The 26,632-nt window shown below is 50.7% G+C and carries 27 protein-coding genes; 21 read left to right on the forward strand and 6 right to left on the reverse strand.

Going from position 1 to position 26,632, the window contains the following annotated elements:
* Nucleotides 1-9 precede the first annotated feature (9 nt).
* Both BMW55_RS19460 and BMW55_RS12015 read left to right on the forward strand, forming a co-directional pair.
* Complete coding sequence (locus tag BMW55_RS19460) at nucleotides 10-414, forward strand: hypothetical protein (protein WP_089969514.1); 405 nt, start codon at nucleotides 10-12, stop codon at nucleotides 412-414.
* Between the two features lie 450 nt (nucleotides 415-864).
* Nucleotides 865-1,413 (forward strand): hypothetical protein, encoded by a 549-nt coding sequence (locus BMW55_RS12015; RefSeq protein ID WP_089969521.1) that lies wholly within the window; start codon nucleotides 865-867, stop codon nucleotides 1,411-1,413.
* A gap of 93 nt (nucleotides 1,414-1,506) precedes the next feature.
* Here the strand turns inward: BMW55_RS12015 and rraA are convergent, their stop codons facing one another.
* A complete protein-coding gene (rraA, locus tag BMW55_RS12020; protein ID WP_089969523.1) occupies nucleotides 1,507-2,013 on the reverse strand; it encodes a ribonuclease E activity regulator RraA in 507 nt (168 codons plus the stop codon).
* A gap of 354 nt (nucleotides 2,014-2,367) precedes the next feature.
* On the opposite strand from rraA, the gene BMW55_RS12025 reads away from it, so the two are divergent.
* Complete coding sequence (locus BMW55_RS12025; RefSeq protein WP_089969779.1) at nucleotides 2,368-3,558, forward strand: glycine C-acetyltransferase; 1,191 nt, start codon at nucleotides 2,368-2,370, stop codon at nucleotides 3,556-3,558.
* Between the two features lie 35 nt (nucleotides 3,559-3,593).
* Nucleotides 3,594-4,574: an L-threonine 3-dehydrogenase gene (locus BMW55_RS12030; protein WP_089969526.1), complete on the forward strand. Its 981-nt coding sequence runs from the start codon at nucleotides 3,594-3,596 to the stop codon at nucleotides 4,572-4,574.
* A 63-nt stretch (nucleotides 4,575-4,637) separates the two neighbouring features.
* Here BMW55_RS12030 and BMW55_RS12035 read toward each other — a convergent pair whose 3' ends face one another.
* A complete protein-coding gene (locus BMW55_RS12035) occupies nucleotides 4,638-5,192 on the reverse strand; it encodes a TVP38/TMEM64 family protein (protein ID WP_170839910.1) in 555 nt (184 codons plus the stop codon).
* A gap of 620 nt (nucleotides 5,193-5,812) precedes the next feature.
* On the opposite strand from BMW55_RS12035, the gene BMW55_RS12045 reads away from it, so the two are divergent.
* The 3 genes from BMW55_RS12045 to BMW55_RS12055 all read left to right on the forward strand — a co-directional run bounded on the left by BMW55_RS12045 (nucleotide 5,813) and on the right by BMW55_RS12055 (nucleotide 8,626).
* Nucleotides 5,813-7,315: a N,N-dimethylformamidase beta subunit family domain-containing protein gene (locus tag BMW55_RS12045; RefSeq protein WP_089969537.1), complete on the forward strand. Its 1,503-nt coding sequence runs from the start codon at nucleotides 5,813-5,815 to the stop codon at nucleotides 7,313-7,315.
* A 144-nt stretch (nucleotides 7,316-7,459) separates the two neighbouring features.
* A complete protein-coding gene (locus BMW55_RS12050) occupies nucleotides 7,460-8,089 on the forward strand; it encodes a LysE family translocator (protein ID WP_211663675.1) in 630 nt (209 codons plus the stop codon).
* A 228-nt stretch (nucleotides 8,090-8,317) separates the two neighbouring features.
* A complete protein-coding gene (locus BMW55_RS12055; protein ID WP_089969540.1) occupies nucleotides 8,318-8,626 on the forward strand; it encodes a winged helix-turn-helix transcriptional regulator in 309 nt (102 codons plus the stop codon).
* A 412-nt stretch (nucleotides 8,627-9,038) separates the two neighbouring features.
* Here BMW55_RS12055 and BMW55_RS12060 read toward each other — a convergent pair whose 3' ends face one another.
* The 4 genes from BMW55_RS12060 to BMW55_RS12075 all read right to left on the reverse strand — a co-directional run bounded on the left by BMW55_RS12060 (nucleotide 9,039) and on the right by BMW55_RS12075 (nucleotide 11,949).
* Nucleotides 9,039-10,526 (reverse strand): flotillin lipid rafts scaffold protein FloT, encoded by a 1,488-nt coding sequence (locus BMW55_RS12060; protein WP_089969542.1) that lies wholly within the window; start codon nucleotides 10,524-10,526, stop codon nucleotides 9,039-9,041.
* Between the two features lie 3 nt (nucleotides 10,527-10,529).
* Nucleotides 10,530-11,051: an NfeD family protein gene (locus BMW55_RS12065; protein WP_089969545.1), complete on the reverse strand. Its 522-nt coding sequence runs from the start codon at nucleotides 11,049-11,051 to the stop codon at nucleotides 10,530-10,532.
* A 141-nt stretch (nucleotides 11,052-11,192) separates the two neighbouring features.
* Nucleotides 11,193-11,645 carry a DUF2269 family protein gene (locus BMW55_RS12070; protein WP_089969548.1) on the reverse strand — a complete coding sequence of 151 codons (453 nt, stop codon included), beginning with the start codon at nucleotides 11,643-11,645 and terminating at the stop codon, nucleotides 11,193-11,195.
* A 16-nt stretch (nucleotides 11,646-11,661) separates the two neighbouring features.
* Nucleotides 11,662-11,949, reverse strand: coding sequence for an antibiotic biosynthesis monooxygenase family protein (locus BMW55_RS12075; protein WP_089969550.1), 288 nt, complete (start codon nucleotides 11,947-11,949; stop codon nucleotides 11,662-11,664).
* Between the two features lie 329 nt (nucleotides 11,950-12,278).
* Here BMW55_RS12075 and acpS point away from each other — a divergent pair, with 329 nt between their 5' ends.
* The 14 genes from acpS (at nucleotide 12,279) to BMW55_RS12150 (ending at nucleotide 26,469) form a co-directional block, all read left to right on the forward strand.
* Entirely contained in the window at nucleotides 12,279-12,665 is a 387-nt protein-coding gene (gene acpS, locus BMW55_RS12080; protein WP_089969553.1) for a holo-ACP synthase, read from the forward strand.
* A 181-nt stretch (nucleotides 12,666-12,846) separates the two neighbouring features.
* A complete protein-coding gene (locus BMW55_RS12085; RefSeq protein WP_089969556.1) occupies nucleotides 12,847-14,676 on the forward strand; it encodes a sigma-54-dependent Fis family transcriptional regulator in 1,830 nt (609 codons plus the stop codon).
* A 115-nt stretch (nucleotides 14,677-14,791) separates the two neighbouring features.
* On the forward strand, nucleotides 14,792-15,742 hold the full coding sequence (locus BMW55_RS12090) for a 2-keto-3-deoxygluconate permease (RefSeq protein WP_089969559.1): 951 nt from the start codon (nucleotides 14,792-14,794) through the stop codon (nucleotides 15,740-15,742).
* A gap of 88 nt (nucleotides 15,743-15,830) precedes the next feature.
* On the forward strand, nucleotides 15,831-17,132 hold the full coding sequence (locus BMW55_RS12095; protein ID WP_089969562.1) for a four-carbon acid sugar kinase family protein: 1,302 nt from the start codon (nucleotides 15,831-15,833) through the stop codon (nucleotides 17,130-17,132).
* Nucleotides 17,133-17,160: 28 nt separating this feature from the next.
* Nucleotides 17,161-18,132: a 4-hydroxythreonine-4-phosphate dehydrogenase PdxA gene (gene pdxA, locus BMW55_RS12100; protein ID WP_425283861.1), complete on the forward strand. Its 972-nt coding sequence runs from the start codon at nucleotides 17,161-17,163 to the stop codon at nucleotides 18,130-18,132.
* A gap of 206 nt (nucleotides 18,133-18,338) precedes the next feature.
* Entirely contained in the window at nucleotides 18,339-18,941 is a 603-nt protein-coding gene (locus tag BMW55_RS12105; RefSeq protein ID WP_089969569.1) for an RNA polymerase sigma factor, read from the forward strand.
* Nucleotides 18,889-19,461 carry an anti-sigma factor family protein gene (locus BMW55_RS12110; RefSeq protein ID WP_089969574.1) on the forward strand — a complete coding sequence of 191 codons (573 nt, stop codon included), beginning with the start codon at nucleotides 18,889-18,891 and terminating at the stop codon, nucleotides 19,459-19,461. Before BMW55_RS12105 ends, BMW55_RS12110 begins: the two co-directional genes overlap by 53 nt.
* 13 nt (nucleotides 19,462-19,474) lie before the next feature.
* On the forward strand, nucleotides 19,475-20,818 hold the full coding sequence (locus BMW55_RS12115) for a polymer-forming cytoskeletal protein (RefSeq protein ID WP_089969577.1): 1,344 nt from the start codon (nucleotides 19,475-19,477) through the stop codon (nucleotides 20,816-20,818).
* A 418-nt stretch (nucleotides 20,819-21,236) separates the two neighbouring features.
* A complete protein-coding gene (locus BMW55_RS12125) occupies nucleotides 21,237-22,814 on the forward strand; it encodes an NAD(P)H-hydrate dehydratase (protein ID WP_089969582.1) in 1,578 nt (525 codons plus the stop codon).
* A 16-nt stretch (nucleotides 22,815-22,830) separates the two neighbouring features.
* Nucleotides 22,831-23,859 (forward strand): LolA family protein, encoded by a 1,029-nt coding sequence (locus BMW55_RS12130; RefSeq protein ID WP_089969587.1) that lies wholly within the window; start codon nucleotides 22,831-22,833, stop codon nucleotides 23,857-23,859.
* 121 nt (nucleotides 23,860-23,980) lie between these two features.
* On the forward strand, nucleotides 23,981-24,403 hold the full coding sequence (locus BMW55_RS12135) for a hypothetical protein (RefSeq protein ID WP_089969590.1): 423 nt from the start codon (nucleotides 23,981-23,983) through the stop codon (nucleotides 24,401-24,403).
* A complete protein-coding gene (alr, locus tag BMW55_RS12140; RefSeq protein ID WP_280139772.1) occupies nucleotides 24,396-25,589 on the forward strand; it encodes an alanine racemase in 1,194 nt (397 codons plus the stop codon). Before BMW55_RS12135 ends, alr begins: the two co-directional genes overlap by 8 nt.
* A gap of 209 nt (nucleotides 25,590-25,798) precedes the next feature.
* Nucleotides 25,799-26,113, forward strand: a complete 315-nt coding sequence (locus BMW55_RS12145; RefSeq protein WP_089969593.1) for a CopG family ribbon-helix-helix protein — start codon at nucleotides 25,799-25,801, stop codon at nucleotides 26,111-26,113.
* Nucleotides 26,114-26,118: 5 nt separating this feature from the next.
* Entirely contained in the window at nucleotides 26,119-26,469 is a 351-nt protein-coding gene (locus tag BMW55_RS12150) for a type II toxin-antitoxin system PemK/MazF family toxin (protein ID WP_089969596.1), read from the forward strand.
* The last annotated feature ends 163 nt before the right edge of the window (nucleotides 26,470-26,632 follow it).

Below are 26,632 nucleotides of genomic sequence, written 5' to 3' on the forward strand. Positions count from 1 at the left end.
AGAGGAGTTGTGAGGCTCCTCTTCTTTTTTGTTCACATTTCGTTCACGGAACCTGTGATCATAGAATGGGAAAGAGAATTTGAAAAGATTGGAGTTCGCGACCTGTTCGACCACCTGGAAGAATCTACCGGATCGTACTATTTTGAAAAATATTCCCTTCAGGAGATTGTGCAAATTCTACAGATTCCGGAGGGAAACATACCGATCTCCTGGACCGGAGCCAAACGGATAAGCTTGTCAGAAAAAATACCCGGGAGCAAAAAAATCTTTACCGCCCCGGATCGAACCCGAGTTCAATTGGATCGCTTGGAACTTGTGCCCAGTATGTCACGAGTACTGGTCAAAACGTTTAGAGGAAAAGCCGGTCATGTCCGCTGGAATACGAGATTATGGATGATAAAGGGAAAGTCATAGGTAATCAATTGGACTTCCGCTTTTGAAAAGTAATCGTAGATATTGCATACGTTTATATTCCAGAATTCCCCATTCCATGTTAAGATGGGGATTGCGGGACGTCCATGAGATTCATTCAGGACGTAAACGGGTTTGATTCGGATCAGGATCAGATCGTTATGTCCTTTTGTTATGGTATGAAACGGGATAGCAATGACTGAGCGGATGATTTTGCTGTCCGGAGGAGCGGCTCTGCCCCTTAAACCCACGCGGAGACGGAAAATAAATTCCGGATCCGTCTTTCATCTCCGGGTTGTGACTTTGAGTCGTGATCATTTTGAATTCGGGAGAGTACATAAATGGATTTTCATTTTGGATTTGTTCCGGCATGCAACTTTTCAACATTTTCCCCCGTCTCCTAAAAAAAGGTGATACCGGTTTTCGTTAGCTTACAAAATCGGAGAGGGTAGCATGAAAAAAAGTCGTTGGATTGTCGCCGGATGTATCTATTCTTGCATCGTTTGGCTCCTTTTTCCATTGAAGGCGGATGCTTGCAGTTGTGTTCCAACCGGCCCACCCCGGCAAGAAATGGCGGAGAGCGATGCGGTTTTTTCCGGAAAAGTGATCCGGATTAGCGAAGAGTCCATGCAAAAACGCGTCATTTTCCACGTGGATTCCGTGTGGAAAGGAATCGAAACATCAGAGGTCATGGTGGTGACACACAGCCAGGAACCTGCTTGCGGCTATCCTTTTGTTGAGGGAGAAAGATATCTGGTATATGCAAGGGTCCATGATCAGGGTGAGTGGACGACATCCATCTGCAGCCGGACGAAGTTATACTCATCTGCAAAGGATGATTTGCAGGAGCTTGGAACAGGGAAGCCGCCTTCCAAACATCCGGAGCCGGACCCCGTGCATGAAGCCGGAAAGGTCCTGCTCTGGTGTATTTACCTCATCCTGGCTGCGGCTGTGGTCAATTTTTTAAGGCACTGGCTGCACCGCGAAAAAAGAGAGAGATAGACCCATCTATTCAGCGCATGACCGTTTGTTCACCCCACATCCAATCCATACACCCGAAATCAAAGACCCGGCTGTTCAGAAGCGGCGGGCTTTTTATGTTTTACGGCTGTGGTTGCCGTGTGAAGAGAGCTTTGTTTTGGAAACCACGACCCCGTCTTCATCCGCATATACATAATGTCCCGGTTCCCACTGAATGCCGGCAAAGGATACGGGAATCCCTGCTTCCCCCTTGCCTTCTTTACGGCTTTTGCGGGGGTTTTTGCCGATTGCGAGCACCCCGATGTCCAGCTTGGCCAGATCAGCGGTGTCTCTGACACAACCGTAAATGATAATGCCGGCCAGTCCTCTTTCGGCGGCGATCCCCGCCAAGCGGTCCCCAAGCAGGGCGCATTGCTTTGACCCGCCTCCATCCACAACCAGCACAGACCCTGAAGGAATCGTCTCCAACGCTTGTTTGACCAGCACATTGTCTTCAAAAACCTTGACGGTGTGGATGGGTCCGTAAAAGTTTTTCCTCTTGCCGAAAGATTGGAAAATATCTTCGCAAACATGGATCTGATCCGAAAACTGGTCGCATAAGTCTGTCGTTTTTATCTTCACTGGCTTACCTCCCGACAGCAATGATGAATCGCTGAATATTCGTTATCATTTATTCTAGTTTTGATTTCATTTGCTGTCTATGGTAAAACTGTGGCCGGCGGTGTGGAGACTCCATTCCGTATCAAAATTTGGACAGGCATAAATAGTCCTCTGTATGTGGACATTTATGATAAGATGTGTTAGCTTATTAAGTAGAAACGTTGATATTAAAGTGATTGTCCCACTCCAGATATGTACGCCACAAGTGAACATATATACTCTGGAAGCGGATTCATCGGTAGCGGAAAGCATGTAGCCGACATCGGTGATCCGTTTTGCGGATTCCGGTTGTTAAGAAACAGGGGGGAGCCAATGGTGGGTAGCAAAGTGTTGGAAACCTATCTGAAAGAAAATTTGCAAGATTTGAAATCGAGGGGACTGTACAATGTGATTGACCCGGTGGAGGGTCCGAACGGTCCGGTCATCAACATCGCCGGCAGAGAACTGATTAACTTATCCTCCAACAACTACTTGGGTTTAGCCACGCATCCGAGGTTGATCGACGCTTGTATTGAAGCCACGAAAAAATATGGCGCAGGTGCAGGCGCAGTCAGAACGATTAACGGGACATTGGATATCCACGTCAAGTTGGAAGAAAAGCTGGCCCAATTTAAGCATACAGAAGCTGCGATCGCTTACCAGTCAGGCTTTAACTGCAATATGGCAGCGATTTCCGCGGTCATGGACAAGAATGATGCCATTCTCTCGGATGAGTTGAACCATGCTTCCATCATTGACGGATGCCGGCTATCCAAAGCGAAAATTATTCGCTATAACCACTCCGACATGGACGATTTAAGGGCGAAAGCGAAAGAAGCGAAAGAATCGGGTTTGTACAAAAAAATCATGGTGATTACGGACGGGGTTTTCTCCATGGACGGAGATATCGCCAAACTTCCGGATATTTTGGAAATCGCTGAAGAATTTGACCTCATTACCTATGTGGATGATGCCCACGGATCAGGGGTCTTAGGAAATGGTGCAGGGACTGTCAAACACTTCGGACTTTCGGACCGGGTCGATTTTCAAATTGGAACCCTTTCCAAAGCGATCGGCGTCGTTGGCGGGTATGTTGCCGGGAAAAAGGATTTGATCGATTGGCTGAAAGTCAGAAGCAGACCCTTCTTATTCTCCACTGCGGTTACGCCGGGAGCTGTGGCCGCGTGCATTGAAGCGATTGACATGCTCATGAACAGTTCGGAACTGATCAACCAATTATGGGAAAACGGGAACTACCTGAAGAAAGGCCTGAAAAATTTGGGTTTTGACATTGGAGAAAGTGAAACACCGATTACTCCGTGCATCATCGGAGATGAAGTTTCAACGCAAGAATTCAGCAAAAAGCTTTACGAAGCAGGCGTCTATGCGAAAGCGATCGTTTTCCCAACGGTTCCAAGAGGGACCGGCAGGGTGAGAAATATGCCGACAGCGGCGCATACGAAGGAGATGCTGGACAAAGCATTGGACATTTATGAAAAAGTGGGCAAAGAAATGGGGATCATTTAAAAGGACAGCAGATTCCCGCTTCTTGGAGGTGTGCTATGAAAAAAATATTAGTAACCGGATCTTTAGGCCAGATCGGTTCGGAACTCGTCATGAAGATGAGAGAGATTTACGGGGCCGATCAGGTGATCGCATCCGATATTCGAAATATGGATGATCATCCCGCCGTCCAATCAGGGCCGTTTGAAATCCTGGATGTCACAGACGCAAAAGGGATGTATGAAATCGCCAAAAAATATCAGGTGGATACCATTATTCACTTGGCCGCTTTACTATCGGCGACTGCGGAAGCCAAGCCGCTCCTGGCATGGAATTTGAACATGGGCGGTCTGGTCAACGCGCTGGAGGTGGCAAGAGAGCTGGGATGCCAATTCTTCACCCCGAGCTCGATCGGCGCCTTTGGACCGGCCACACCGAAAGACCACACTCCCCAGGTGACCATTCAACGGCCCACCACGATGTACGGCGTAAATAAGGTTGCCGGCGAGCTTTTATGCGATTACTATTATCATAAATTCGGAGTGGATACGAGAGGGCTCCGGTTCCCGGGACTTATTTCCTATGTGGCGCCTCCGGGCGGCGGAACGACCGATTATGCAGTCGAAATTTATTACGAAGCGCTCCGGAAAGGCAGATATTCTTGTTATATCGCCAAAGGAACCTACATGGATATGATGTACATGCCGGATGCGTTGAATGCGATTATTGCATTGATGGAAGCAGATACTTCCAGACTGAAACACAGAAATGCGTATAATGTCACGGCCATGAGCGCGGCACCGGAGGATTTTGCTGCTGAGATCAAAAAGCATATTCCGGAGTTTGAAATAGATTACCGGGTCGATCCGGTCAGACAATCGATTGCGGACAGTTGGCCCAATTCCATTGATCCGACGGCCGCAAGAGAAGAGTGGGGCTTTAAGGCGGAATTTGATTTAGAGAAGATGACAACGGATATGCTGGCAAAACTGAGGCAAAAGCTGGACTTAACCTCAAAGGAAACAGTGGCCACCGTCTGACAGGACTCATCTGACGGGGCGTTCATTCAAATATCGGCCTATGTGTAAAAGGGGACAGCATCATCAGCTATCCCCTTTTTTTTGTTTCAATAAAATAAATCCCAGTCCCAACGCAGAAAGAGTGAGCACTAATCGGACGATATTCTCCTGAATATGAATGAGATCGTAGCTGATTAGAACTTCCAGGCCGATCGAAGGAATTTTTCCGATGGCCGTGGCGAGCAGAAAAACAGGAAACGAAACCGATGACAGGGCCCCGGCCAGGTTGACCACTCCCGCCGGAATCACCGGAGTGAGGCGACCCAAGATCAGCATCCCCAGTTGTTTGGATCGGGACAGTTGGTTTAAGGAGCGCAGCCACTTCCATTGTTCATGATGCTTGATCTTTGCCGCACGGATTCCTTTGCGATATAAAAGAAACGCGGCGGCGGAGCCGATCATCTCCCCAAACCACGATAATATTCCGCCCGCCAAGGGGCCCCAAACCAGAACATTGGCAGTGGTGATAAATACAGACGGAATGAAGCCGATGATGTTAATGAACCCATTGATCGCAAGGCTGAACGGGATCGCCCAAATCCCCAGCCCGGAAAAGTAATCGACGAGAGAACGGACCATAGAGACCTCCGAATTTCTTATCTGATGTAATGATCGAATAAAAACATGCATGCCTGTTTCCGCGAAGCAGGAAGATGAAAGTGCCTCTGTTTTGCCCCCTGATCCGAAATCTTTTTTACGACTCCGTTCCGATGCAGTGCAGAGTCACTTCGTCTGCCGGCCTCAAGAGCACGAAAGATCAACACGGTTGATTGCCCCGGAAAGCCCAATCACAGGAACCTCGTTAAACAGCACTCTTTCACAGAAAACGAAGCAGAAAAGTAAATACGAGAATGAGATAAATAAATGCAATACTCATAGATATACCGAGCATTTTTGGGAACAGTTTGCATTTGAACTGTTTCTGCCCTGTCAAGGAATTTTTGCGGCCTCCTGTGTGCCCATCCCGGTTTTGGCCTTGGTCTGCAAGGTTTGTGAGAAGGATGGGCACAATTCCGTGAAAATTCAAGGAGAAGCGCAGATCCACATTTTAGAAAAAAATAATATATTGCTGAGTTTTTAAGTGTCTATATAATATTATACAGCTCCTTTATAACAGATCTCATAGATTTCTTGAATGATAGATGGATTCGCAGAACGCTAAACCGATGAAGAAAAATGGTGAGTAGGAGAAATGGTTGATGGATAAGTTCGATGTTCTTCGCAAGATTGAGGAGAAATTTGGAAAAGAAGTGACGCGCCGCGAATTTTTGTCTAAAATCTCGCAAGTGACGGGGCTTGTTGTTGGTTCTGCGATTCTGACACCCGAAGTGGTTAAACTGGTAGAAAAATATTTAACCGGTACCACTCCTTCTTTAAAGTCGTCTGCGATCGGTCATGCGGAAGGTCAAAATGCGGGCACAAAATTATGGAAGATTACGAAACCAGGCTATCCGCATCTGCAGGGATATGCGTCGGAACTCTCCGTCGAGCAGGGTGCCCCGATCACTTTTTTTGTGCACAGTGTAAGGCCATACCGCATGGAAATCTATCGCATGGGCTATTATGGAGGCTTGGGAGCAAGATTGATGGAGACGGTTACCGGGTTAAAAGCGATGAGACAAAATCTGATTCCCAACCCGGAAACGATGGAGTGTTCGTGGGAACCCAGCCATGTTTTTCACATTCCCTCTCATTGGCCGTCAGGATTTTACTTGAACAAACTGGTGGATGAGAACGGGAAGGAAAGCTATATTCCTTTTATCGTGAGGGAAACTCTGCCGACCGCCGATTTTGCCGTCCTGTGTGCGACCAACACGTATCACGCTTATAAAAACTGGGGTGGCAGGAGCTTATACTCGTATAACAGCAAATTCGGGCAACAGGCGATGAAGGTTTCGTTTAACCGACCTTTCCGGGATTATTACGGTGCCGGACTCTTTTTTCAGTTTGAATACAATTTGATTCGCTGGCTGGAGAAAGAGGGATACTCCCTCACCTTTATCAGCGACATGGATTTGCATAACGGAATCCTGGAAAAGTCCCGTATCAAGGCCCTGCTGATCGCTGGCCACAGCGAGTACTGGTCGATGGAGATGCGCAAAAGCGTGGAGAAATGGTCCGCCTCCGAGATCAATCTCGCAGTGTTTAGCGCGAACGTCGCCTATTGGCAGGTACGCATGCAACCGGATGATGCAGGCCGCCCCAACCGTCTCATGGTTTCGTACAAACAATTCGCCAGGGAGAAAGATCCGTATCGTTTAAAAGACAAACATCTGGTGACCGGAAGATGGCGCGATCAGCCTGTCAACATGCCGGAAGACCAAATCTTGGGCATCATGTACAGCGGGATCCCGGAAGCGCCTGCACCTCTGGTGGTCTCCAATCTGGGGCACTGGCTCTATGAAGGAACAGGACTGAAACGGGGGGATCGAATTCCCGGAGTTGTCGGGGGGGAAGTGGATACTTACAGAGGCAAACTTCCCGGAGTTGAAGTGATCGCCCATTCGCCTGTGATGTTGTACGGCAAGCCCAACTACGCCGATGTAGCCTGGTACAATAAGCCCGGGGGCGGAAAAGTATTTTCGGTGGGTACCTTCTATTGGAACTGGTTTCTGGACTCCACTCATTACACCAATCGTGCCAAAGAAAATCAGGCGATTCAGCAAATTACCCGCAATGCATTACTCGAATTGAAGAAATAAGCAAAAACAAGGCTCAGCAGTCCGTTGTCGTCTTCTGAGCCTTGTTTTTTGCCGATATTTGAGGCAAGATTATGATAAGATGAGCAGAAGATTGATTTCAACTTTGATTTACAGACATGAAAGATAAAGGTGGGATAACGGCGATTGGAGCTCTCAAATCTGATTCAATTTCTCACAGCTTCGGTTATTCTTACCTTGATGCCCGGACCCGATAATCTCTTTGTCATGGCTCAGAGCATCACTCATGGCCGGAAAGCAGGGATTGCCACATCACTCGGATTGTGTACGGGAATTACCTTTCACACAATGGCGGCGGCATTTGGCGTTGCCGCGCTCTTCTATCAATCTTCCGTAGCTTTTCAATTCGTAAAATATGCAGGAGCCGCCTATCTCTTATACCTCGCCTGGCAGGCGGTGAAAGAGAGCAAACATCCGCTGCCGTCATCGGTTCAATCCGTTTCGGGGCAAAATCTCCGAGCCCTGTTTAAAAGAGGGATTGTAATGAATGTCACCAATCCCAAAGTCTCATTATTCTTTTTGGCTTTTTTGCCCCAATTCGTCTCCCCGGAGGCAGGAAATCTCACCTGGCAAATGATCGGGCTGGGACTGCTCTTTATGCTGCAGGCAATTCTTATTTTTACGCTGATCTCTGTATTATCCGGGACATTTGGTCAAAAGCTGATAACAAACAGAAAAATTCATACGTATATCCATCTGGGAAAAGCAGCTTTATTTACCGTCATCGGGGTTCGATTGGCCCTCGCTGAAAAATAATAGACAAGAGAGCCATCCCCGGCCCTCTTGTTTTTTCTTGAACCAATCATATCCGTGTCCGGCCAGTCGCTTGTCGTTTGATTTAAACTTTGATCGTACATGAACCAATGCGAACCAGGTAATACGGCCAATGGCTTACTTTTATTTAGTTGTTTATTTTATTCTATTCCCTTTAACTTACTTTTGTCAAGTTACTATGGTAAAATGTATTCTAGGAGTTGATGTTATATGCATGACTCTAAACTCTGTCCAAAATTTGAAACAGCTTTTGAATTGCTCGGAAAACGCTGGACGGGATTGATTATCCGGGTACTCTTGGATGGACCCAGGCGGTTTAAAGATATTTCCGGACAGATTCCCGGGATGAGTGACCGGATGCTTTCTGAGCGGTTCAAAGAACTGGAAGAAGCCGGAATTGTCAATCGCCGCGTTTACCCGGAGACTCCCGTGCGCATCGAATATGAGTTGACGGAAAAAGGGAAAGCGTTGCAACCGGCGCTGGATCAGTTGCAAAGATGGGCGGATGAGTGGTGCTGATGCAACAAAAAGTGATTGAATCAAATAATCATCGGTTGTTTTTTCATCTGCCTGCTACAGGAACGAACAACGCCCTTGATTTTGAACATCGGGTTCAACTCGACAGAAGCCCTTCTCTTTGGGATCTTTCTCCCTGAGAAGGGCGTTTTATATCTGTCCATCGCTGTTTGTTTATGGAATATCAGTTATATAGACGATCAAATGGATGGCATTTTGACCGACAATCCCAAAAGATTCACTGATCCGGCGAGATATTTGGTCAGGCACAATGAAAGTCTGCCCATTGAAAGATGGGGACGATTGTGTTCATCCCTCTGGCCGTTCGATTACCGGTCATGATGGCTATTTAATGGATCGCCGGCAGCCATTTGCGAAAAAATAACCGCCTTTCGCCTTCAGCAGAGCTTTATGATTAATCGGACTCTGTCGATTTTGGCGGAACGTCTTTCTGTTCCGTCAATCCTTGAATCATCCGGTTGATGTCGAGGCCGGAAACCTGCTTGACCATCTCAGGGGCCTGTGCCATAAGCTTCGTGACATAGTTGCTCACTTTGGTTGCCCCGTCTCCTTGATCCCCGGATGTATCGATCACGGTTAATTTTTCGATATTGCCGAGCGGCTGGGCGACCTGTTTGGCCAGGTCAGGCAACATCTTCACAATAAGGTCAAGAACGGCAGCTTGTCCGTATCTTTCGAAGGCTTCTGCCAGTTTTTGTTTGGCTTCCACTTCGGCCAAGCCTTTGGCACGGATGACCTCTGCGGCTGCAATCCCTTCCATTTTTTCAACTTCCGCTTTGGCCGTACCCCGTGCTTTGCTCGCTTCAGCATCGGCGGCTCCTTTGGCTTTGATGGCGGCAGCTTCCGCACGGGCTTTGGCTTCTTGTTCAAATCGGAAAGCTTCAGCGGCTTGTTCCTTGGCATAACGGTCCGCATCCGCTTTTTTGCGCACTTCGGCATCATATTGCTTTTCGCGGCGCAGGATTTCTTTTTCTTCCAGCTCGATTTGTTTTTGTTTCCGCACGAGCTCGATCTTCATTTCTTCTTCGACCACTTGTTGCTTGTAGCGGTTTTCCTGCAAGTGGTAGGCCTGGTCCGCTTCGGCGCGTTTCATGTCTTGTTCGATTTTGAACTCGGCGATGCGGATCTCTTTATTCTTTTGTGCCTCGGCGATGTTGGTTTCGGAGAGAAGGGCGGCTTTCGTTCCTTCTTCGCGTGCTTTGGCCGTTTGGATTTCCGTGTCGCGGATCGCGTTGGCTTCCGCGATGTCCGCATCCCGGCGGACAGCGGCGATACGGGGGCGTCCCAAAGCTTCCAGATAGCCGTTTTTATCGCGCACATCCTTAATGGTAAAGGAGACGATTTGCAGCCCCATCTTCTTCAAGTCCCTGGCCGCCACCGTTTGAACTTCCTGGGCGAATTTTTCGCGGTTTTTGTATACTTCTTCCACGGTCATGGTTCCGAGGATGGCGCGAAGATGCCCTTCCAGTACTTCCCGCGCCTCATCGTTGAGCGTCTCATCCGATTTGCCCATAAACTGTTCGGCCGCTGTGGCCACATCTTCCAGCGATCCGCCGATTTTAATGATGGCGACCCCGTCCACCAGAATGGGGACACCTTGTTCCGTGTAGACTTCGGGCGTGGAAACCGTCAGTTTGTGTGAGAGGAGACTCAGTTTTTCGGCACGTTGAAAAATGGGAACGATAAATGCCCCGCCGCCGCGGATGATTTTGATTTTGCGTCCTGCGTCATCAGATAAAACGTTTTTGTTTCCCAGCATGCTCCCGGTGACGATCATCGCTTCATCGGCCCCTACAGTCTTGTAACGGGCCCAGAAAGCGATCCCCAATACGAACAATACCCCGATGACAATGAGTGCGATTTGCAGCGTTTCTACCGGCAAACGTCAGCTCTCCTTTCGCGCAACATACAAAATGTGTTCTTTGATCTCGACGACGATAATACTGGAACCTCGGGGAATTTCCACTTGCTCGGCACTTGCGGCAATCTGGTTGGTGTTGCCGGCACTGGTCAGAATCATAACTTCGCCAAAGCCGCGGGCAGGGATGGTAACCGTTACCTCCCCTGTTTTTCCTTTCAGGTCGGCCAGGCGGAAACCGGTGGAATTTTCCGCGTTTTTCATCGGCCGAACGTAAAAGGCATATAAGAGGAAAAAGGAAAGAATAGCTGCAATAATCGCCCAGATGAGGAGATAGGTGGGCGTAAGCAGAGTGACTTGATCCAGAATCAGTCCGGTTCCCCCGAAGACGGTGATGGCGCCGACGAGAGTAATCGGCTGGAAAATGGGAAAGCCGAACTCCATCAGTCCATCCATGATTCCTGCCAGCAGGTCTCCCAGCAAGAGGGTAAGAAGCGTGAAGATGACTCCGCCGATCAGACAACCCCAGAAGACCAGCTCCAGTGTCATGCTGTTCCCCCTTTTGCACCCGTCTAAGCCCATTATACGAAAAATATGGATGTTGGCGATGGAGAATTTGAAAAAATTCTATTTGCCAAAAAACAAAAACCCAGCACGCAAGACATGCTTGCATCCTGGGTGTGAGGGTTTTCATCCGCCGATTTTTACTGTGACGAAGAATATCAAGATGATCATGCAGACGAGAGAAAGATTTAGCAGCATGATATACCGTTTGAGAATGGCTTGTCCTTTGGCGCTGTCCGTTCCGGCCGCTTTTACTTGGTTGAGCAGTTTGCGTCCGTAAAGGGCGATCAGGACGATGAAAAGAACGATAAACAAGCTGCCGAAGCGCTCTTTTACCAACAGCCAGGTGGGTTTATTGGCGTATTGCATCAGCATGTAAATCCCGGTCAACAGCACGAGAACAGCGGTGGGGATAAACATGGTCAAGTTCCATCGCTGAACCTTGCCAAGAGCATAGGACATCGTTTCCGGATTGCCGGAACGGATGGAATCGCGCAAATACATAGCCATCACGGAAATGCCGCCAAACCAGGCAGCCACACAGACCACGTGAATAAATAGAGCCAGATGGATTGCCATATTTACGAACTCCTTTTCATTTGATTACCACGTAATAACTGGCCAGATCGGCCCGCCGTGCATCCCCGCTACGCCCTCCGTGGGCGCGCTTGAAATGCTCGCTTTCGGTCCACCGGATAAAATCCTCTTTTGACTCAAAGATGGTTTCGGCCACCACATGGGAGCCGTCTTCCGCTTCCAGCAGTCGGAAGGAAATAAAGCTCGGCACCTGTTTCATCGATTCGGGCGCTTTGCTGAAACGCTCTTTCAACATAGCCAGATGTTCGGATGAAGTGATCTCGATCCGGTTGTTCACCTGATACATCGTTCAGTCCTCCATCATGGTTTTCATCCTTTACTATATCATCTTTCCTGAAAAAGTAGGGACCAGACATAAAATATCCACAAAGAAGTCAGATCCGGCCGGAGACAGAGGCCGGACATAACGCCATCGGTACTTGTTTGGCTTCTCTGGGGGAGCTGGTTGGTTCGTTGAATCACAGAGACTCAAGTTTATTTGTTACAATATGAGGGAATGAATGATGACTGACTTTGGGCGTGTCCGGCTTTTGCGAACAAGTTTCGCGTTTTTAATTGTCTCATTATCCATTGTTTTTATCTTATGGGGTGTGTGGATCTACGGAGGAAGGTATGATGATCAGGGGAATCGGAACCGATATTGTGGAAATGAAGCGGATTGAAGAGATGGGCATCGAACGGTTGGCCAAGCGCATTTTGACAGAGAAAGAAAAAGACATGATGCCGGCCCGGGAGCGGAGAAAACTGGAGTATATCGCCGGGCGGTTTGCTGCCAAGGAGGCGGTTTCCAAAGCGCTGGGAACCGGCATCGGGCAATCGGTCTCGTTTACCGACATCGAGATCGTAAACAATGAAAAAGGAGCCCCGCTTGTCGTGTTGCCGGAAGGGATTCGGAACCGCCTGTTCGGTGACGGGTGTGTCCGGATTCACTTATCCGTCTCACATTCGGAACTGTATGCCACCGCCATGGCCGTTGTGGAAGAATTGGCGGCTGAAGAATGAGGCCGTGCGATCGGGTAAAACGAGGAACCCTTGGCATCCCTGAATCGGTCGGGAGCCGATGGGGTTCTTTTTTTATGACGCTTGATCCCAAGGGGGTACCCTGTTTTGATCCCGCTCTTTTGAAGAAGTATAATGGTATCAGTTGAGTGTTTAATTTTGCAACAGACGAAGGAGAGGCAAGATGAACATAAAGGCTTTGGCAGTCGCTCCCTATCCGGGGCTGGGTGACTTACTGAAAGAGATGAGCAGGGAGTATCCCCAGATCGAAATGGATATCGAAACCGCCGATTTACAGGAAGCGGTTCCCATCGTGAAACGGGCGGAGCAAAAGGGGGTTGAAGTGATTGTCAGCCGCGGGGGAACGGCCTCCCTCATCCGGGAGCACGTTTCCATTCCCGTTGTGGATATTCCCGTATCGGGATATGATATGTTGCGCGTTCTCACGCTGGTGAAAGATTCAAACAGCCAGGTGGCGATCATCGGCTTTCCGAATGTGTGCCGGGGAGCGGAGGCCGTTTCCAGCCTGCTCGATTTTGAAATTCCCGTCTACCCCATCGAAAGCGAGGCAGAGGTAAGGTCAGCGCTCCGCAAAGCATTTAAAAAAGGAGTGCAAATCGTCCTGGGTGATGTCGTTACGGTGAAAACGGCCCAGGAGATGGGCTGTCACGGAATTCTGATCACATCAGGGCGTGAATCGATTGAAGAAGCGTTTGCAGAAGTGGTGCGGGTGTGCGAACGGGAGCGGAAAGGACGGGAAATAATCAAATTATATGAGACTGTGCTGACTCATGACGCGCACGGAATCTTCATCGCAGATCCGCATGGAGTGATCCGATACGCCAATCGGGCGGCGGCAGACCTGTTGCGGTTTCGGGAGGATGAGTTGCCGGGGACCAGGCTGAATCGGGTTTCTGCTCTGCTTCATGACCTGATCCGGAAAGAAGGAGCCGAACCCGCACAACGAATAAAAGAGCGTGTTTGGCTGCATGATCAGGGGGTTCAGGTGGATGTGGTGACGTACAGGAGCGGGAGCGAATCTCTTTTTATCTTTTATCTGGAACCGGCAGATCACCTTCCTGGGCGGGGGCGGGCATACGTTCAGGACAGACAGGCCACTTTTGCTCAAATTATCGGTTCCAGCGATGAGATTCGGCAAACCATTAAACGGGCGAAAGCTTTCGCCAAAACGGACAAAAACATTTGGATCACCGGAGAAATCGGGAGCGGAAGATCCTTGTTTGCACAGGCGATCCACTCGGCAAGCCGGCGGAATCAGGCCGCCTTTTACCGTTTGTCCTGCGGAATGGATGATGACGAATTGGAAGGGATTTTGTTTGGTACGGGCGGAGAGCCGGGTCTGCTTGATTCGCCGCTGGCGGGGACCATCTATCTGGAGGAAATCGGTCAGATGAGCAGTCGGTTACAGCAAAAGTTGCTGCAGAAGCTGAAGAACGGAACCCGGCAAAGGATGATTGTCTCCTCCTCCATCCCCGGAATGACACTGGTCAAACAAGGAAAGTTCGCGCAAGAGCTGGTGATCTTGCTCGGTGAACACCTGCTCCCGGTTCCGCCGCTGCGGCAGCGTGCGGAAGATATCGAGGAGATCGCGCGGGTGCTGATTGCCGCTCATAACTCCCGGTACGGAAAACAAATTGTGGGTCTGAAGGATGAGATATTGGAGCCATTGATGGAATACCCGTGGCCGGGGAACGTGAAGGAACTGGAAAATGTCGTGGAGGAAATGTTATTGCTGACAAACGGCCACTATGTGGGGGGCAAAGAGGCGGAGGAAGTGCTGGAGCGACACCGGTCCGAAATGAATGAAAAAGATTCCGCCAAGCGGGCTGAAATTGACTTGACCGGATCGTGGGATGAGATCGAACGGCGGATTTTGCTGTATATTTTGCGGGAAGAAGGGATGAATCAATCCAGAGCGGCGAACCGATTGGGGATCAACCGATCCACATTGTGGCGAAAATTGCGTGATGTGTTGCATAATAAAACAATATAAATTTGATTGTTCCGGTATCATTCCCTATAATGAAAAAATGAAAGCGGTTAAATAAATGAGTTTGTTGCAATTTATAACAACAACTGCTTTCCTATTAAGAAGGGAGAGAAACCGCGTGAACATTAAAGCCACTATTGAGCGTGTTCCCGGTGGCATGATGATTGTCCCGTTGTTGCTGGGCGCCATCATTCATACCTTGTTTCCGGATGCGGCAGATACTTTCGGCTCATTCACGGGTGCGCTGTTGACAGGTGCGCTGCCCATCCTGGCTGTCTTTTACGTCTGCATGGGTGCAACCATCGATTTTAGAGCAACTCCGTACATTTTGAAAAAAGGCGGGGCGCTCCTGGCGACCAAAGTAGGGATCGCAGCTCTGACCGGTGTCATTGCGGCCCGGTTTCTCGGGGATGGAATGATCAGCGGGGGCCTGTTTGCCGGCTTGTCTGTTCTTGCCATCGTGGCGGCCATGAACGACACAAACGGCGGATTGTATATGGCACTGATGGGGCAGTTCGGCAAGAAAGAAGATGTAGGGGCTTACTCGATCATGAGTTTGGAGTCCGGACCGTTTTTCACCATGGTCACTCTCGGGGTCGCCGGATTGGCGGCGTTTCCCTGGCAAACCTTGGTCGGAGCCATCCTTCCGCTTGTCGTCGGAATGATTCTTGGCAATCTGGACAAGGACCTGCGAGATTTCCTCGGTAAAGCCGTTCCGGTCATGGTTCCGTTCTTTTCCTTCGCATTGGGGGCGGGGCTGGATCTCAACAACGTATGGAAAGCCGGGTTGTTAGGCGTTCTTCTGGGGGTTGCCGTGGTTCTGATCACCGGTACGGCTCTCTGGACGGTGGATCGTTTGACCGGGGGAAACGGAGTTGCCGGATTGGCGGCTGCTTCCACTGCCGGCAATGCGGCCGGCGTCCCGGCTGCGGTGGCTGCGGCCAATTCCGTCTATGCTCCGGTTGCTCCGGCAGCTACGGCGCTGGTTGCTTCTTCGGTCATTGTGACTGCCATCCTGGTACCGATTGTAACGGCATGGTGGGCCAAACGGGTTGGAGCCGGGCGGTAACCGGATGAGGATTGCGGGAATGTCCCGGGTTGCGATCCCCGGGGCATTCTTCATGAAGACAGACGGCTCAATACGGGGGTGAAACTTTTTGCACAGCATTGCCATTATCGCGGATGACTTGACGGGAGCATCCGATTCAGGGGTGCAGTTTACCAACAAAGGATTGCGGACGCAGGTGGTGTTTGAGTTAACACCGCTTCTCCCGGCAGCCGGTACAGAGGTAGTCGTTTTCGATACGGATAGCCGCGGAATTCCCGCACCGGAAGCATATCAACGGGTGAGAAAAGCGGCCGCCCGATTCAAGGAAGCCGGTTTTACGCATTTCTACAAAAAAGTGGACTCCACGTTGCGGGGGAATCTCGGGGCCGAAATCGATGCGGTTATGGACGTCGGTTCGTTTGACTTTGCCGTCGTCGTTCCTGCATTTCCGAAAATAGGCAGGACCACGTTGAACGGATGCCACTATGTAAAGGGGGTTCCCGTTGCTCAAACAGAAATCGGCCGGGACCCGAAAACGCCCGTAACGGAATCGGATTTGCTCAAGCTTTTGTCATCGCAGTCCAAACGAAAGACCGGTTTAATTCAGCTGGAAACGGTTCGGCGCGGGCAAGAGGCCATTCTTCAGCGGATGACTCAGCTGTGTGAAAACGGAGTGGAAGTGCTGGTGTGCGATGCGGAAACGGAAGACGATGTGAAGGTGATCGCCGATTTAGCCGGTTGCGGTAAATCCATTTTATGGGTCGGTTCGGCCGGGCTGGCCGATTTTCTGCCGGAAAAACTGAATCTTCCCGTCCGGAAGCCGGTTCCCCTTGAGATGGAGGCAACAGACAGACCGGTCTTGTTGGTGGCCGGAAGCATTTCCGCCGTTACGCGGGAGCAAGTGGCTGGATATGGCCGGCGTCCCCGTGTGAGTCAGGTGGAATTAAATCCGCTCCGGGTCATCGGCTGCGAAGAGGAGTGCCAGGCAGAACTGGAACGCTGCCGAAACGAGCTTTTGCAAGCGGCTGAGCAAGGAAATGATCTGGCGCTTGTTGCCGGCTCTTCCCGGGAGTTGGTCGAGGCAGCCCTTCAACTCGGCAGAAAAAACGGATGGGACCGATCCGCCGTTTCCAATCGGGTTGCCGATGGTCTCGGCAGAATTGCCGCAGAAGTTGTCCGGTCCCATGCCGGCGGCCTGCAAGGGCTTATTTTAACCGGCGGAGATACCGCGAAAGCCGTTTGCCGGCATTTGGGAGTCTCGGGCATGCAGTTGTTGAAGGAATTGGAACCGGGAGTGCCGGTCAGCCGGTTGGCGGGTGCCGGGGATTTATTTGCGGTAACCAAAGCGGGAGCATTTGGAACGAAAGAAACCCTTGTCCATGCCCTGCGTGCGCTGAAAGGGGTAGATTGATGTGACCAGACCGATTGTGGGGATTACGATGGGTGATGCGGCAGGCGTCGGGCCGGAAATCATTATGAAAGCGCTCGGGGATCCTGCTGTTTACGACATTTGCAGGCCATGGGTCATTGGTGATGCCAAAATCCTGGAACGGGCTGCCGGAATGGTGAGGGCGAACTTGCAAGTACATTCCGTTGCAGCTGTTTCAGAGGCCAGATTTCAGCATGGGGCGGTGGATTGCCTCGATCTGGACCTGTTGCCTGCGGATCTGCCGGTTGGCAAGGTTTCCGCCCGGGCGGGGGATGCAGCGTATCGTTACCTGGCCAAAGCGGTGGAACTGGCGAAAGCGGGAGAGATCGATGCCATCTGCACGGCTCCGCTCAATAAGGAAGCTTTGCACAAAGGCGGTCATCTCTATCCGGGCCATACGGAAATCCTGGCTGATTTGACCGCAACCAAGGATGTATCCATGATGTTGTCCGCCCCCCGACTGAAGGTGATCCATGTGACCACCCATGTGGGGCTTTTGGATGCGGTGAAGATGATCAATCCGGAACGGGTTTACAAAGTGATTCGCATGGCTCATGATACCCTGCAGAAAGCCGGGTGCCCGGAACCGAAAATCGCGGTTTGCGGCATTAATCCCCATGCGGGAGAAAACGGGCTGTTTGGTTACGGGGAAGAAGAAGAAAAAATCGTTCCTGCGGTCAAACGGGCACAGCGTGAAGGAATCAACGCAGTAGGCCCGCTTCCGGCCGACACCTTGTTTTTCCGCGCCACCCGGGGAGATTTTGACATCGTGGTCGCCATGTATCACGATCAGGGACACGGGCCGGTCAAAGTGCTGGGGCTTGAAGCAGGAGTGAATATTACCGTCGGATTGCCGATTATCCGGACCAGTGTTGATCACGGAACAGCCTTTGATATAGCCGGAAAAGGGATCGCCGACGAGCTGAGCCTCAAGGAAGCGATCCGCCAGGCTGTGGAACTGGCCCCGAAAAGAGGGACTTAAACAACATCACTTTTTTATCAACGAAAGACTGCTGACCGAAGACGAAAATCAACAAGGTCAGCAGTTTTTTGTTTCCAGTATTTTCGAAGGGACGGAGGCAGAGTAACTTTTTGAACGTCCCGAAAGAAGGTCTTTTTGTGTAAGAAAAGAAAAGGAGACGCCGTCTAAATAAACAAACGGGATAGAGGGAGGTTCCATATGAACCCGTGAAAAACATCATTGCGCAAGTGCTGGCTGGAAATACAGAAGCATTTGCCTATATCGTCAACAGGTATGAAGCCCGAATCTATAACCTCGCATTGCGCATGTTGCGTCATCGTGCCGATGCCCAGGATGCAACCCAGGAAGTGTTTATCAAGGTATTCCGTCAGCTGGCGCATTATCGCGAAGAAGCGCAGTTTTCCACGTGGATTTACCGCATCGCCACCAATACCTGCCTGGACCGCATCCGCAAACAAAAACGGGAGCAGAGGCAAGTAGGGGACGGGTTCGTCTTCCCTGGATCTGGAGGGGAAACGCCCGACTGCATTGTGGAGAACCGGCAACTGGAAGAGATGCTGCTGGAGGAGATCCGCGCTCTGCCGGACAAATATCGTGTCATTCTGCTCCTTTACCATCAGCAGGGACTGTCCTACAAGGAGATTGCCGATGTGCTGAATATTTCCGTCCAGGCGGTGGGTACGAGGCTGCATCGGGCCAAAGCGCTGTTGAAAAAACGATGCAAGTGGCTATGGAGTGAAGAGGAGGCGGAACCGCATGATTCGGTTTGCATGCCGGGATACGCAAAAAAACCTGACCGCTTATATTAACGGTGAGCTGGAACGGCCATTGGAGGAATGGATCTCCCGGCATTTGCAGGAGTGTCCCAGATGTCAGGCAAGTGTTCAGACTGAAAAAAGGCTGAATCGTCAGCTGGAATCCGCGTTGGCCCCGGAACCGGCACCTGAGGGGCTGAGAGAGAGAATCATGGCATCGATCGCACAGGAAGCAAGAGCAGGCCGGAGGGATATGAGTTGGGGTGAAGTGATGATTTGTGCTTTATCTCTGAGCTTGCTGCTGTGTTTTGCCGTCATTTGGCTGGATGGGCCGGCAGTTTATTCTACCCTGGCGGAATGGGGAGGATTTGTTAGCCGGCTGGGCAGCCGTTTGTCCGAGTGGGAGATCGGAGGCGGGGTGGTTGCCTCTCTTTCTGTTCAATGGGACAACACGGTCGGGACGGTGCAATCGGTATGGAATCAGCCCGATGCCGGCATGGTGTTTTTCATCTTGCTGTTTTGTTTTATTGCGGCGGGTTATCAATGGCTGCGCTTGAGCAAATGGACGACTTGACGGAGGGAGAAAAATGAAGAGAGCAATTCTGGTCCTTTTAAAAGTCATGCTGGTCTTTGTGCTGATCACAGGCGTTCTGCTGGGATTCAGCATGTTGGAACGAGGGGCGCTGGCCGAGCATGTGGCCCGTTATTTCGGCTGGAATTGGCTGCTTTATGACCGGCCGGCTGAACCTGTTCCGGGGCGTCCGGCGATGTCTTCAGAGAGAGACGGATGGTTGCAGATCGACCCGAATTCCGGGCGGGCGGGTGTGAACCAGCCGGGAAAAAATGTGGAGATTTACGGTGAAGTGATCGGGGATGTTCAAGCGCGCAATGTGCGTCTGATCACTGATGCCAGCGTCTCGGGAATGGTCACGGCATCGGAGACCGTAGAAATCATGGAAAGCCGGGTGCAGGGAAAGATCAAAGCGAAGCGGGTGAAGTTGCAGGAAAATGAGATGTTCTCCCACACGGGTCAACCATCCGTTCGTGTGGATGGCGGGATTGAAGCGGAGCAGGTTTCCATCGGCCGCGGCAGTGTGGTGTATGGTCCTGTGGGCGGAGAGCAAAGCCAGGTGGATGTAGCCGGTCATGTGCGCGGAGAAGTAAAAGGCAGCCAAATCCTCATTCGCCAATCAGCCGTGATCGAGGGGGATGTCTACGTGAACGGCTCCTCGGTTATTCTGGAAGCGGGGGCAGACGTGAAGGGGCGCTTGATCGGCAAGCCCGGTGTTCCTTTGCAAATTATCAACACAAAAGCAACGACCAGCGATGAAGGGATGATGAATCATGAAGCGATGATGGGACCCCATCCCGTTCATCACGGGGAGCCCCATGTGGTCAGGGAATTTGATCTGAACGGCGGTTGGGGTTGGGCATGGATTCCGTTGCTGCTGGGAGTAATCGCCCTTTCCTTTCTGGTATATACTTTTTTGCGGAAGGCAATGGACGAATCCCGCCGGAATATGACGGAAATCCCGTGGCGGGCCCTGTGGACAGGATTTCTGACGGTGATTCTGTCGATTCCGGTCATGTTTTTGCTCTCTGTTTCCATCATCGGAATTCCCTTTGCGCTGGCGGTTCTGATCGCATTGGTGATGGCCGGCTGGACGGGCTTATCCGCACTGGCGCTCGAGATCGGACAACGGATATTCAAACAGCTGAAGCTGGACGGGCAAGCGGAGTGGAAGTCCCTGGTGCTGGGTGTGCTGGTGGTTGCCCATCTCGTATGGGTTCCGGTCGTCGGTTGGGTTCTGTCGGCCGGACTGCTTCTCCTGGCCATCGGTTCAACTGTCATCGATTGGATGCCGCGGATCAAAGGTTATTGGTCAAAGTGGCGAAAAAAAGGGAAGCCGGAGGAAGAAGAAGGCAAATAATCTATCTTTATGACAAAACCCCGGACCTGATCTGAAGAAAAGGGTCGGGGTTTGTCATTTTGGCCGTTCGTCCGGTATATAGGATTGAAATGCTAGGGGAAACAAGCAAATAGATGCTTTTTGGCCCTGCCTTACTATGTAAAAATAATAACAACCATTGCCGATGTTTTTTTCTTCTTGACGATTCGGACCGACAATCGATTTCAGCCCGTTAGAAAACAGATGATTTTTTGGTTTTCCGTCGTCAGTTCCCCCGGGAAAAACCGTTTGCGTTCTCCGGGCAATCAATCGGATCAAAACTTGTACACCATTGGCGTATGATTTGATTGGGATCACAGCGACAATCCATGTAAACGCTTGTCTGCATAACTGGAAGCGCTGGGACATACATATTATTACGCGGTTAGGAGGGACAAAAGTGTATCTGGTCACAGCAAAGGAGATGCGTGATCTGGACCGCTATACGATTGTACAGACGGGTTTGCCCGGGGTTGTGTTGATGGAGAACGCCGGCAAAGCAGTTGCAGACGAAGTGATGCGCCGCTTTCCGGAGCCGAAGACAGCCGTTGTTCTCGCCGGTGCGGGAAACAACGGAGGGGATGGGTGGGTAGCGGCCCGCCATCTGTTGTTTCGAGGGTGGAACGTTCACCTCTGGCTGGCAGGCGATGAGGAAAAATTAACCCCTGATGCGCGCGTCTTTTATGAAGTATGCAAAAGGGTTGCTCCGGTTGAAAGGTATCAGCCGGAGAAACGGGAGCGGCTGTGGCAGCATTTGCAGCAGGCAGAGGTGATTGTCGACGCGCTGTTGGGAACGGGGGCAAAAGGCGGGTTGCGCCCGCTGATGGCCGAGTTGGTGTCTTTGATCAATCAACAGGAAAGAGCGTATGTGGTGGCGGTCGATCTCCCGACAGGGGTGGATGCCGATACGGGCAGAGTGGATGGAGAAGCGGTACAGGCTGATCTGACGGTCACTTTTGCTTTTCCCAAGTGGGGGCATTATCTCCGGCCGGGGGCGGACTGTTCGGGAGAAGTGAAGGTGGCGGACATCGGGTTGGCTCCCGTTCCCGATGTTAATCTGGAACCGTCAGCCCGGATCAATCTTCCAGACGAGTGGAAGCAGCATCTCCGGTCACCCTCCCCTTGGGCGCACAAAGGAACGCATGGCCATGTATGGATCATCGGAGGCTCACAGGGAATGCTCGGAGCGGTGACAATGGCCGGGCAAGCGGCTTACCGGACGGGAGCCGGCCTGGTGACGCTCACGGTTCCCAGGTCGGAACATCCTGCGCTGGCTGCCAAAGCAACCCAGGAAATCATCTGGAGCTGGCCCGGTGAAGGCGTTTTCTCCCGAACGAGTTACCAATGGCTGGATCAGAGAAAAAGCCGCTATTCCGCTGTGGCGATTGGCCCGGGTTTGGGAAGGTTTGCGGGGGAAGAGGAGTGGCTGGGAGAGCTCATGAAGAAGATTGAAGTTCCGTTGGTGTTGGATGCAGATGCGTTAAACATTTTAGCGGATCATCCGGCTCTGGTTGAGAAACGTCCCCCTCATCTGCCGACGGTCTTAACTCCGCATCCCGGAGAAATGGCCCGACTCATCGGCTGTACGGTCAAAGAAGTGGAAACTTCCCGGCGAGAGGCCGCAACCGAACTGGCCAGGCAAACAGGCATGACTGTGGTCTTAAAAGGAAGATACACGATCCTCGCTTTTCCGGATGGAAAGCAACGGCTGAATGTAACAGGAAGTCCCGCCCTGGCAAAAGCGGGTTCAGGAGATCTTCTGACCGGAATGATCGCCTCGTTCCTGGCCCGGAACATTCCCGTCAAGGATGCTGTCTGCATGGCTGTCTATCTGCATGGAAAAGCAGGGGAATTGGCTGCCAAGTTTTTGCCTCAAAGTGTGGTGGTTTCGGATATTTTGTCGGCAATGGAAACGGCTCTCCATCAAACGGTGTCAACAATTGTCCCTGCCTATCCGACACATTTCCCGGGAAATTGACGAAGGGGAGGATCGCATGCGTCGGAAAGCATGGGTTTTGCTCATCATCCTTGCGATTGCGACAAATTTGGCTGGATGCGGCGCCAAAGGGGCCAAGGAAATTGTCAGCGATTTGTCGAAGCGGTCGGAGGAATTGGAGTCTTATATCAGCCACGGAAAAATGACCCTTTATACAGGGGAGGAACCCTTGGAATACGAAGTGGAAGTTTGGTATAAAAAGCCTCATTATTACCGTGTAGCCCTTAAAAATGTGAAAAAGGACATTGTCCAGATTTTGCTCCGCAATGACGATGGTGTGTATGTCCTGACTCCCCATCTGAAGAAGAGTTTCCGCTTTCAAAGTGACTGGCCGGAGTCGAGCGGGCAGGTTTATCTTTATCAAACGCTCATGAATAGTATTGTGGATGACCAAAAACGGCAGTTTCAGGCCGGGAAAAAGGAATATCAATTTGAAGTGGCCGCCAAATACTCCATCAATCAAAATCTGACGACTCAGCGGATCTGGCTGGATGAAAATCTTTATCCGAAAAAAGTGGATGTTCTGAACGCAGACGGAGAAGTGATGGTCAAAATGGAGTTTGACCGGTTTAAGGCAGAACCTTCATTTGATAAAGATGCGTTTGATACTCAGCGCAATTTGAACAGTCTGCCCGATGAATCCCGGCAGACGATCGCCAAAGCAAAGGGGAAAGAACCGGAAAAGGAACCGGTTCAAGCCATTACCCCCGGATATATTCCCGCCGGAACGCAGCTGCTCGATGAACAGACCATCCAAAGTCCGGGCGGACCTGTTGTCATTATGAGATATAAAGGAAAACAGTCTTTCACACTCACGCAAAGGCATCCGCAGGAAGTGGAGGCGAGTTTGCCGGTGTTTGGAAAACCGGTCGAATTGGAGCAAACGATCGGTGTCTGGTTGGAGTTGGGCGATAAAAACCGGCTCGCCTGGACCTATAACGGTACCGACTTTGAACTGCTGGGAGATTTGCCGGTGGAAGAAATGACACAAATAGCCAATTCAACCTTTGACCAGCCAATAAAATAAGGGTGTTGATTCAAATGGACAGCGGGAGAACTGTCCATTTTTTGTCCTCCTTACTTCTCGGTGAAACTTTGGTATAATACAGATTATCAGTTGGATACCGGCAAAGCTTGAGGATGAGATGATGACAGAAAAAACACTGATCAAAGAGGAGAAAACTCCCTATAAAGTGCTTCTCTATCGAAAAAACCGGACGCTTCGCCTGCTGGAAACCTTTTTCTTCTTGTTGGGATTTATTTTTGTGTTCTTGCGGTTTGAATTTCGCAGTCCGGCCATGATCGCGGCCACCCTGCTGCTGGCTGTGGGGGTTATATTTGTCGTTCCGGCGGTTTATCGGGTGCTGTTTAAACCGCGGTATGTCCTTTATAAGGATAAACTTGTGATTGAGATCGGAAAAAAGAAGGAATCTTATTATCTAACGGAGATCCAACGCGAGTTTGATTTGCCCTATTTTTTTCAGATTAAAAACAAGCGAACGCCGCTCCTGGTCAGCGATGAATTTCTGAGTGAGTTAAATGTCCGTCTGGAAGTGATCAAACGTGGGTGAGAATTCAAACAGTAAATACGGCAGAGATACGGTGATTGAAATTGATTTGGATGCAGTCATGCACAATGTCCGTGAATTTCGCAAGCATTTGCCCGTGAAAACGCAGATCATGGCCGTTGTCAAAGCTGACGCTTACGGTCACGGAGCTGTTCCGGTGGCCCAAGCGGCTTTGGAAGCCGGAGCCGTTTATCTGGGAGTTGCTTTCGTCGATGAAGGGATTCAGCTGAGGAATGCGGGCATCGAAGCTCCCATTCTCGTCTTGGGATATACTCCTCCTTATGCGGCCAGGGATGCCATTCGCCACCGGCTGACGATCACCGTTTACTCTGAGGAAAGTTTACAGGCTGTGGAAAATGAAGCCGCCCGTCTGGGGATGGAGGCGAAAGTTCACGTAAAAGTAGACACGGGAATGGGGAGAATCGGGCTTGCCCCGGAAGAAGCAGCCGCTTTTGTGCGCAGGGCGCTGTCTCTTCCGCATGTGCAAGTGGAAGGGATTTTTACGCATTTTGCGACAGCGGATGAACGGGATAAGAGTTATACCCGTTTTCAAGAGGAACGGTTTGCCGGTGTGATCCGGGAGCTGAAAAAAGAGGGAATCGAGCTTCCGCTCATTCATATCGCAAACAGTGCCGGAGCCATTGAGTTGCCGGACCGCGTTTATGATATGGTCCGGATCGGGATCAGTCTGTACGGTTACTATCCCTCTGCAGAAGTGAATCAACGTGCGGTTGAATTGAAGCCCGCTTTAACATTTAAAACGAAAATCGTCCATCTCAAGCAATCTCCCCCTGGTACCGGGATCAGTTATGGAAAAACGTATACAACGAGCGGAACGGAGTGGATCGCTACGATCCCGGTCGGTTATGCCGATGGTTTCAGCCGCCGCTTATCCAACCAGGGGCATGCACTGGTCCGCGGGGTGAAAGTGCCGGTCGTGGGGCGGGTCACCATGGACCAGGTCATGTTGGATGTGGGCGATGCGATGCCTGTCCAAGTGGGAGACGAAGTGGTCTTGTACGGAGAGCAGGGCCGGGAGAGGATTTCCGTCGAAGAGGTTGCCGGACTCTTAGGCACGATTAGCTATGAAGTGACTTGCATGCTGGGCCGCCGGATTCCACGGATCTACTTGAAAAACGGCCAACCCGTGACCATTGTCAATCATTTAAGGCCGGAGCCGGCAGAATGACGGAACGAGACCGGGGATGAACGTACGGCTCTTTTGCAGGTAGTCAACGGGGCTCCGCCGACGGGTTTTGAGCAAATTTTTGCCCGGAAGGGAAGGAATTTTATCTATAAGAACGAATAAATTTAACTATGTCTGCGGTTACGGTCTCTTTTCGGGACTCATTAATAAAGTATATTTTTGCAACAGGTTCGACATAATGGTATATTGATATGGGAATTGCTAACGGTGATGATTGGTTGGGGGTGCGTCAGTTGTCCAGTACCAAAAGAATTATGATCAGCCTACCAAAAAATTTGCTTCAAGAAGTAGATGGTATGGTGCAAAGGGATAACTCCAATCGAAGCGAGTTTATTCGTCAAGCGATGAAAATGTATCTTCAAGAGAGGAAAAAACGCTTAATCCGCGAAATGATGCAAAGAGGCTATATGGAGATGGCCAGAATCAACCTCAATATTGCCTCGGAAGCTTTCGTTGCGGAAGAAGAAGCTGAGGATACTTTGGATCGATTAGTTAGTGGGGTGTAATCAGTTTGATTGTAAAACGTGGCGATGTGTATTTTGCAGACCTTTCCCCAGTGGTCGGATCCGAGCAGGGTGGGGTTCGTCCGGTTTTGATCATTCAAAACGATATTGGCAATCGGTTCAGCCCCACCGTGATCGTCGCCGCGATTACAGCTCAAATTCAAAAGGCAAAATTGCCTACCCATGTCGAAATTGATGCCAAAGCTTACGGGTTTGACCGGGACTCTGTCATCCTCTTAGAGCAAATCCGCACCATTGACAAACAACGGTTGACGGATAAAATCACCCACTTGGATGATGAGATGATGAGCAGAGTCAACGAAGCTTTGCAAATCAGTTTGGGAATGATCGACTTTTAACCCGAGGGAGCGGAAGAGAAGATCCGTTCCCTCGTTTTGTTTATCAGAAACGGGGCCAGACCGGGGGGCTGCCCTCTCGCAAGTCCGGCCTCTTTGTGTTAAACTGGTGGCGAACGGATCTTCCAGCTCAGGGCATGTGTCAAGCGTTCCGTTGGCGTTGTCT

It is taken from the genome of Lihuaxuella thermophila (assembly GCF_900110165.1).
Lineage (GTDB): Bacteria > Bacillota > Bacilli > Thermoactinomycetales > Thermoactinomycetaceae > Lihuaxuella > Lihuaxuella thermophila.

Bases quoted from the DNA above. Each gene is read 5' to 3' on its own strand.
- BMW55_RS12145 (WP_089969593.1), top strand. From the start codon at position 25,799: ATGGGAATTGCTAACGGTGATGATTGGTTGGGGGTGCGTCAGTTGTCC.
- BMW55_RS12035 (WP_170839910.1), bottom strand. From the start codon at position 5,192: ATGGTCCGTTCTCTCGTCGATTACTTTTCCGGGCTGGGGATTTGGGCG.
- BMW55_RS12085 (WP_089969556.1), top strand. From the start codon at position 12,847: ATGAACATAAAGGCTTTGGCAGTCGCTCCCTATCCGGGGCTGGGTGAC.
- BMW55_RS12070 (WP_089969548.1), bottom strand. From the start codon at position 11,645: ATGGCAATCCATCTGGCTCTATTTATTCACGTGGTCTGTGTGGCTGCC.
- BMW55_RS12075 (WP_089969550.1), bottom strand. From the start codon at position 11,949: ATGTATCAGGTGAACAACCGGATCGAGATCACTTCATCCGAACATCTG.
- BMW55_RS12135 (WP_089969590.1), top strand. From the start codon at position 23,981: ATGACAGAAAAAACACTGATCAAAGAGGAGAAAACTCCCTATAAAGTG.
- BMW55_RS12055 (WP_089969540.1), top strand. From the start codon at position 8,318: ATGCATGACTCTAAACTCTGTCCAAAATTTGAAACAGCTTTTGAATTG.
- acpS (WP_089969553.1), top strand. From the start codon at position 12,279: ATGATCAGGGGAATCGGAACCGATATTGTGGAAATGAAGCGGATTGAA.
- BMW55_RS12065 (WP_089969545.1), bottom strand. From the start codon at position 11,051: ATGACACTGGAGCTGGTCTTCTGGGGTTGTCTGATCGGCGGAGTCATC.
- pdxA (WP_425283861.1), top strand. From the start codon at position 17,161: ATGGGTGATGCGGCAGGCGTCGGGCCGGAAATCATTATGAAAGCGCTC.
- BMW55_RS12130 (WP_089969587.1), top strand. From the start codon at position 22,831: ATGCGTCGGAAAGCATGGGTTTTGCTCATCATCCTTGCGATTGCGACA.
- BMW55_RS12015 (WP_089969521.1), top strand. From the start codon at position 865: ATGAAAAAAAGTCGTTGGATTGTCGCCGGATGTATCTATTCTTGCATC.
- BMW55_RS12115 (WP_089969577.1), top strand. From the start codon at position 19,475: ATGAAGAGAGCAATTCTGGTCCTTTTAAAAGTCATGCTGGTCTTTGTG.
- BMW55_RS12110 (WP_089969574.1), top strand. From the start codon at position 18,889: ATGATTCGGTTTGCATGCCGGGATACGCAAAAAAACCTGACCGCTTAT.
- BMW55_RS12030 (WP_089969526.1), top strand. From the start codon at position 3,594: ATGAAAAAAATATTAGTAACCGGATCTTTAGGCCAGATCGGTTCGGAA.
- BMW55_RS12045 (WP_089969537.1), top strand. From the start codon at position 5,813: ATGGATAAGTTCGATGTTCTTCGCAAGATTGAGGAGAAATTTGGAAAA.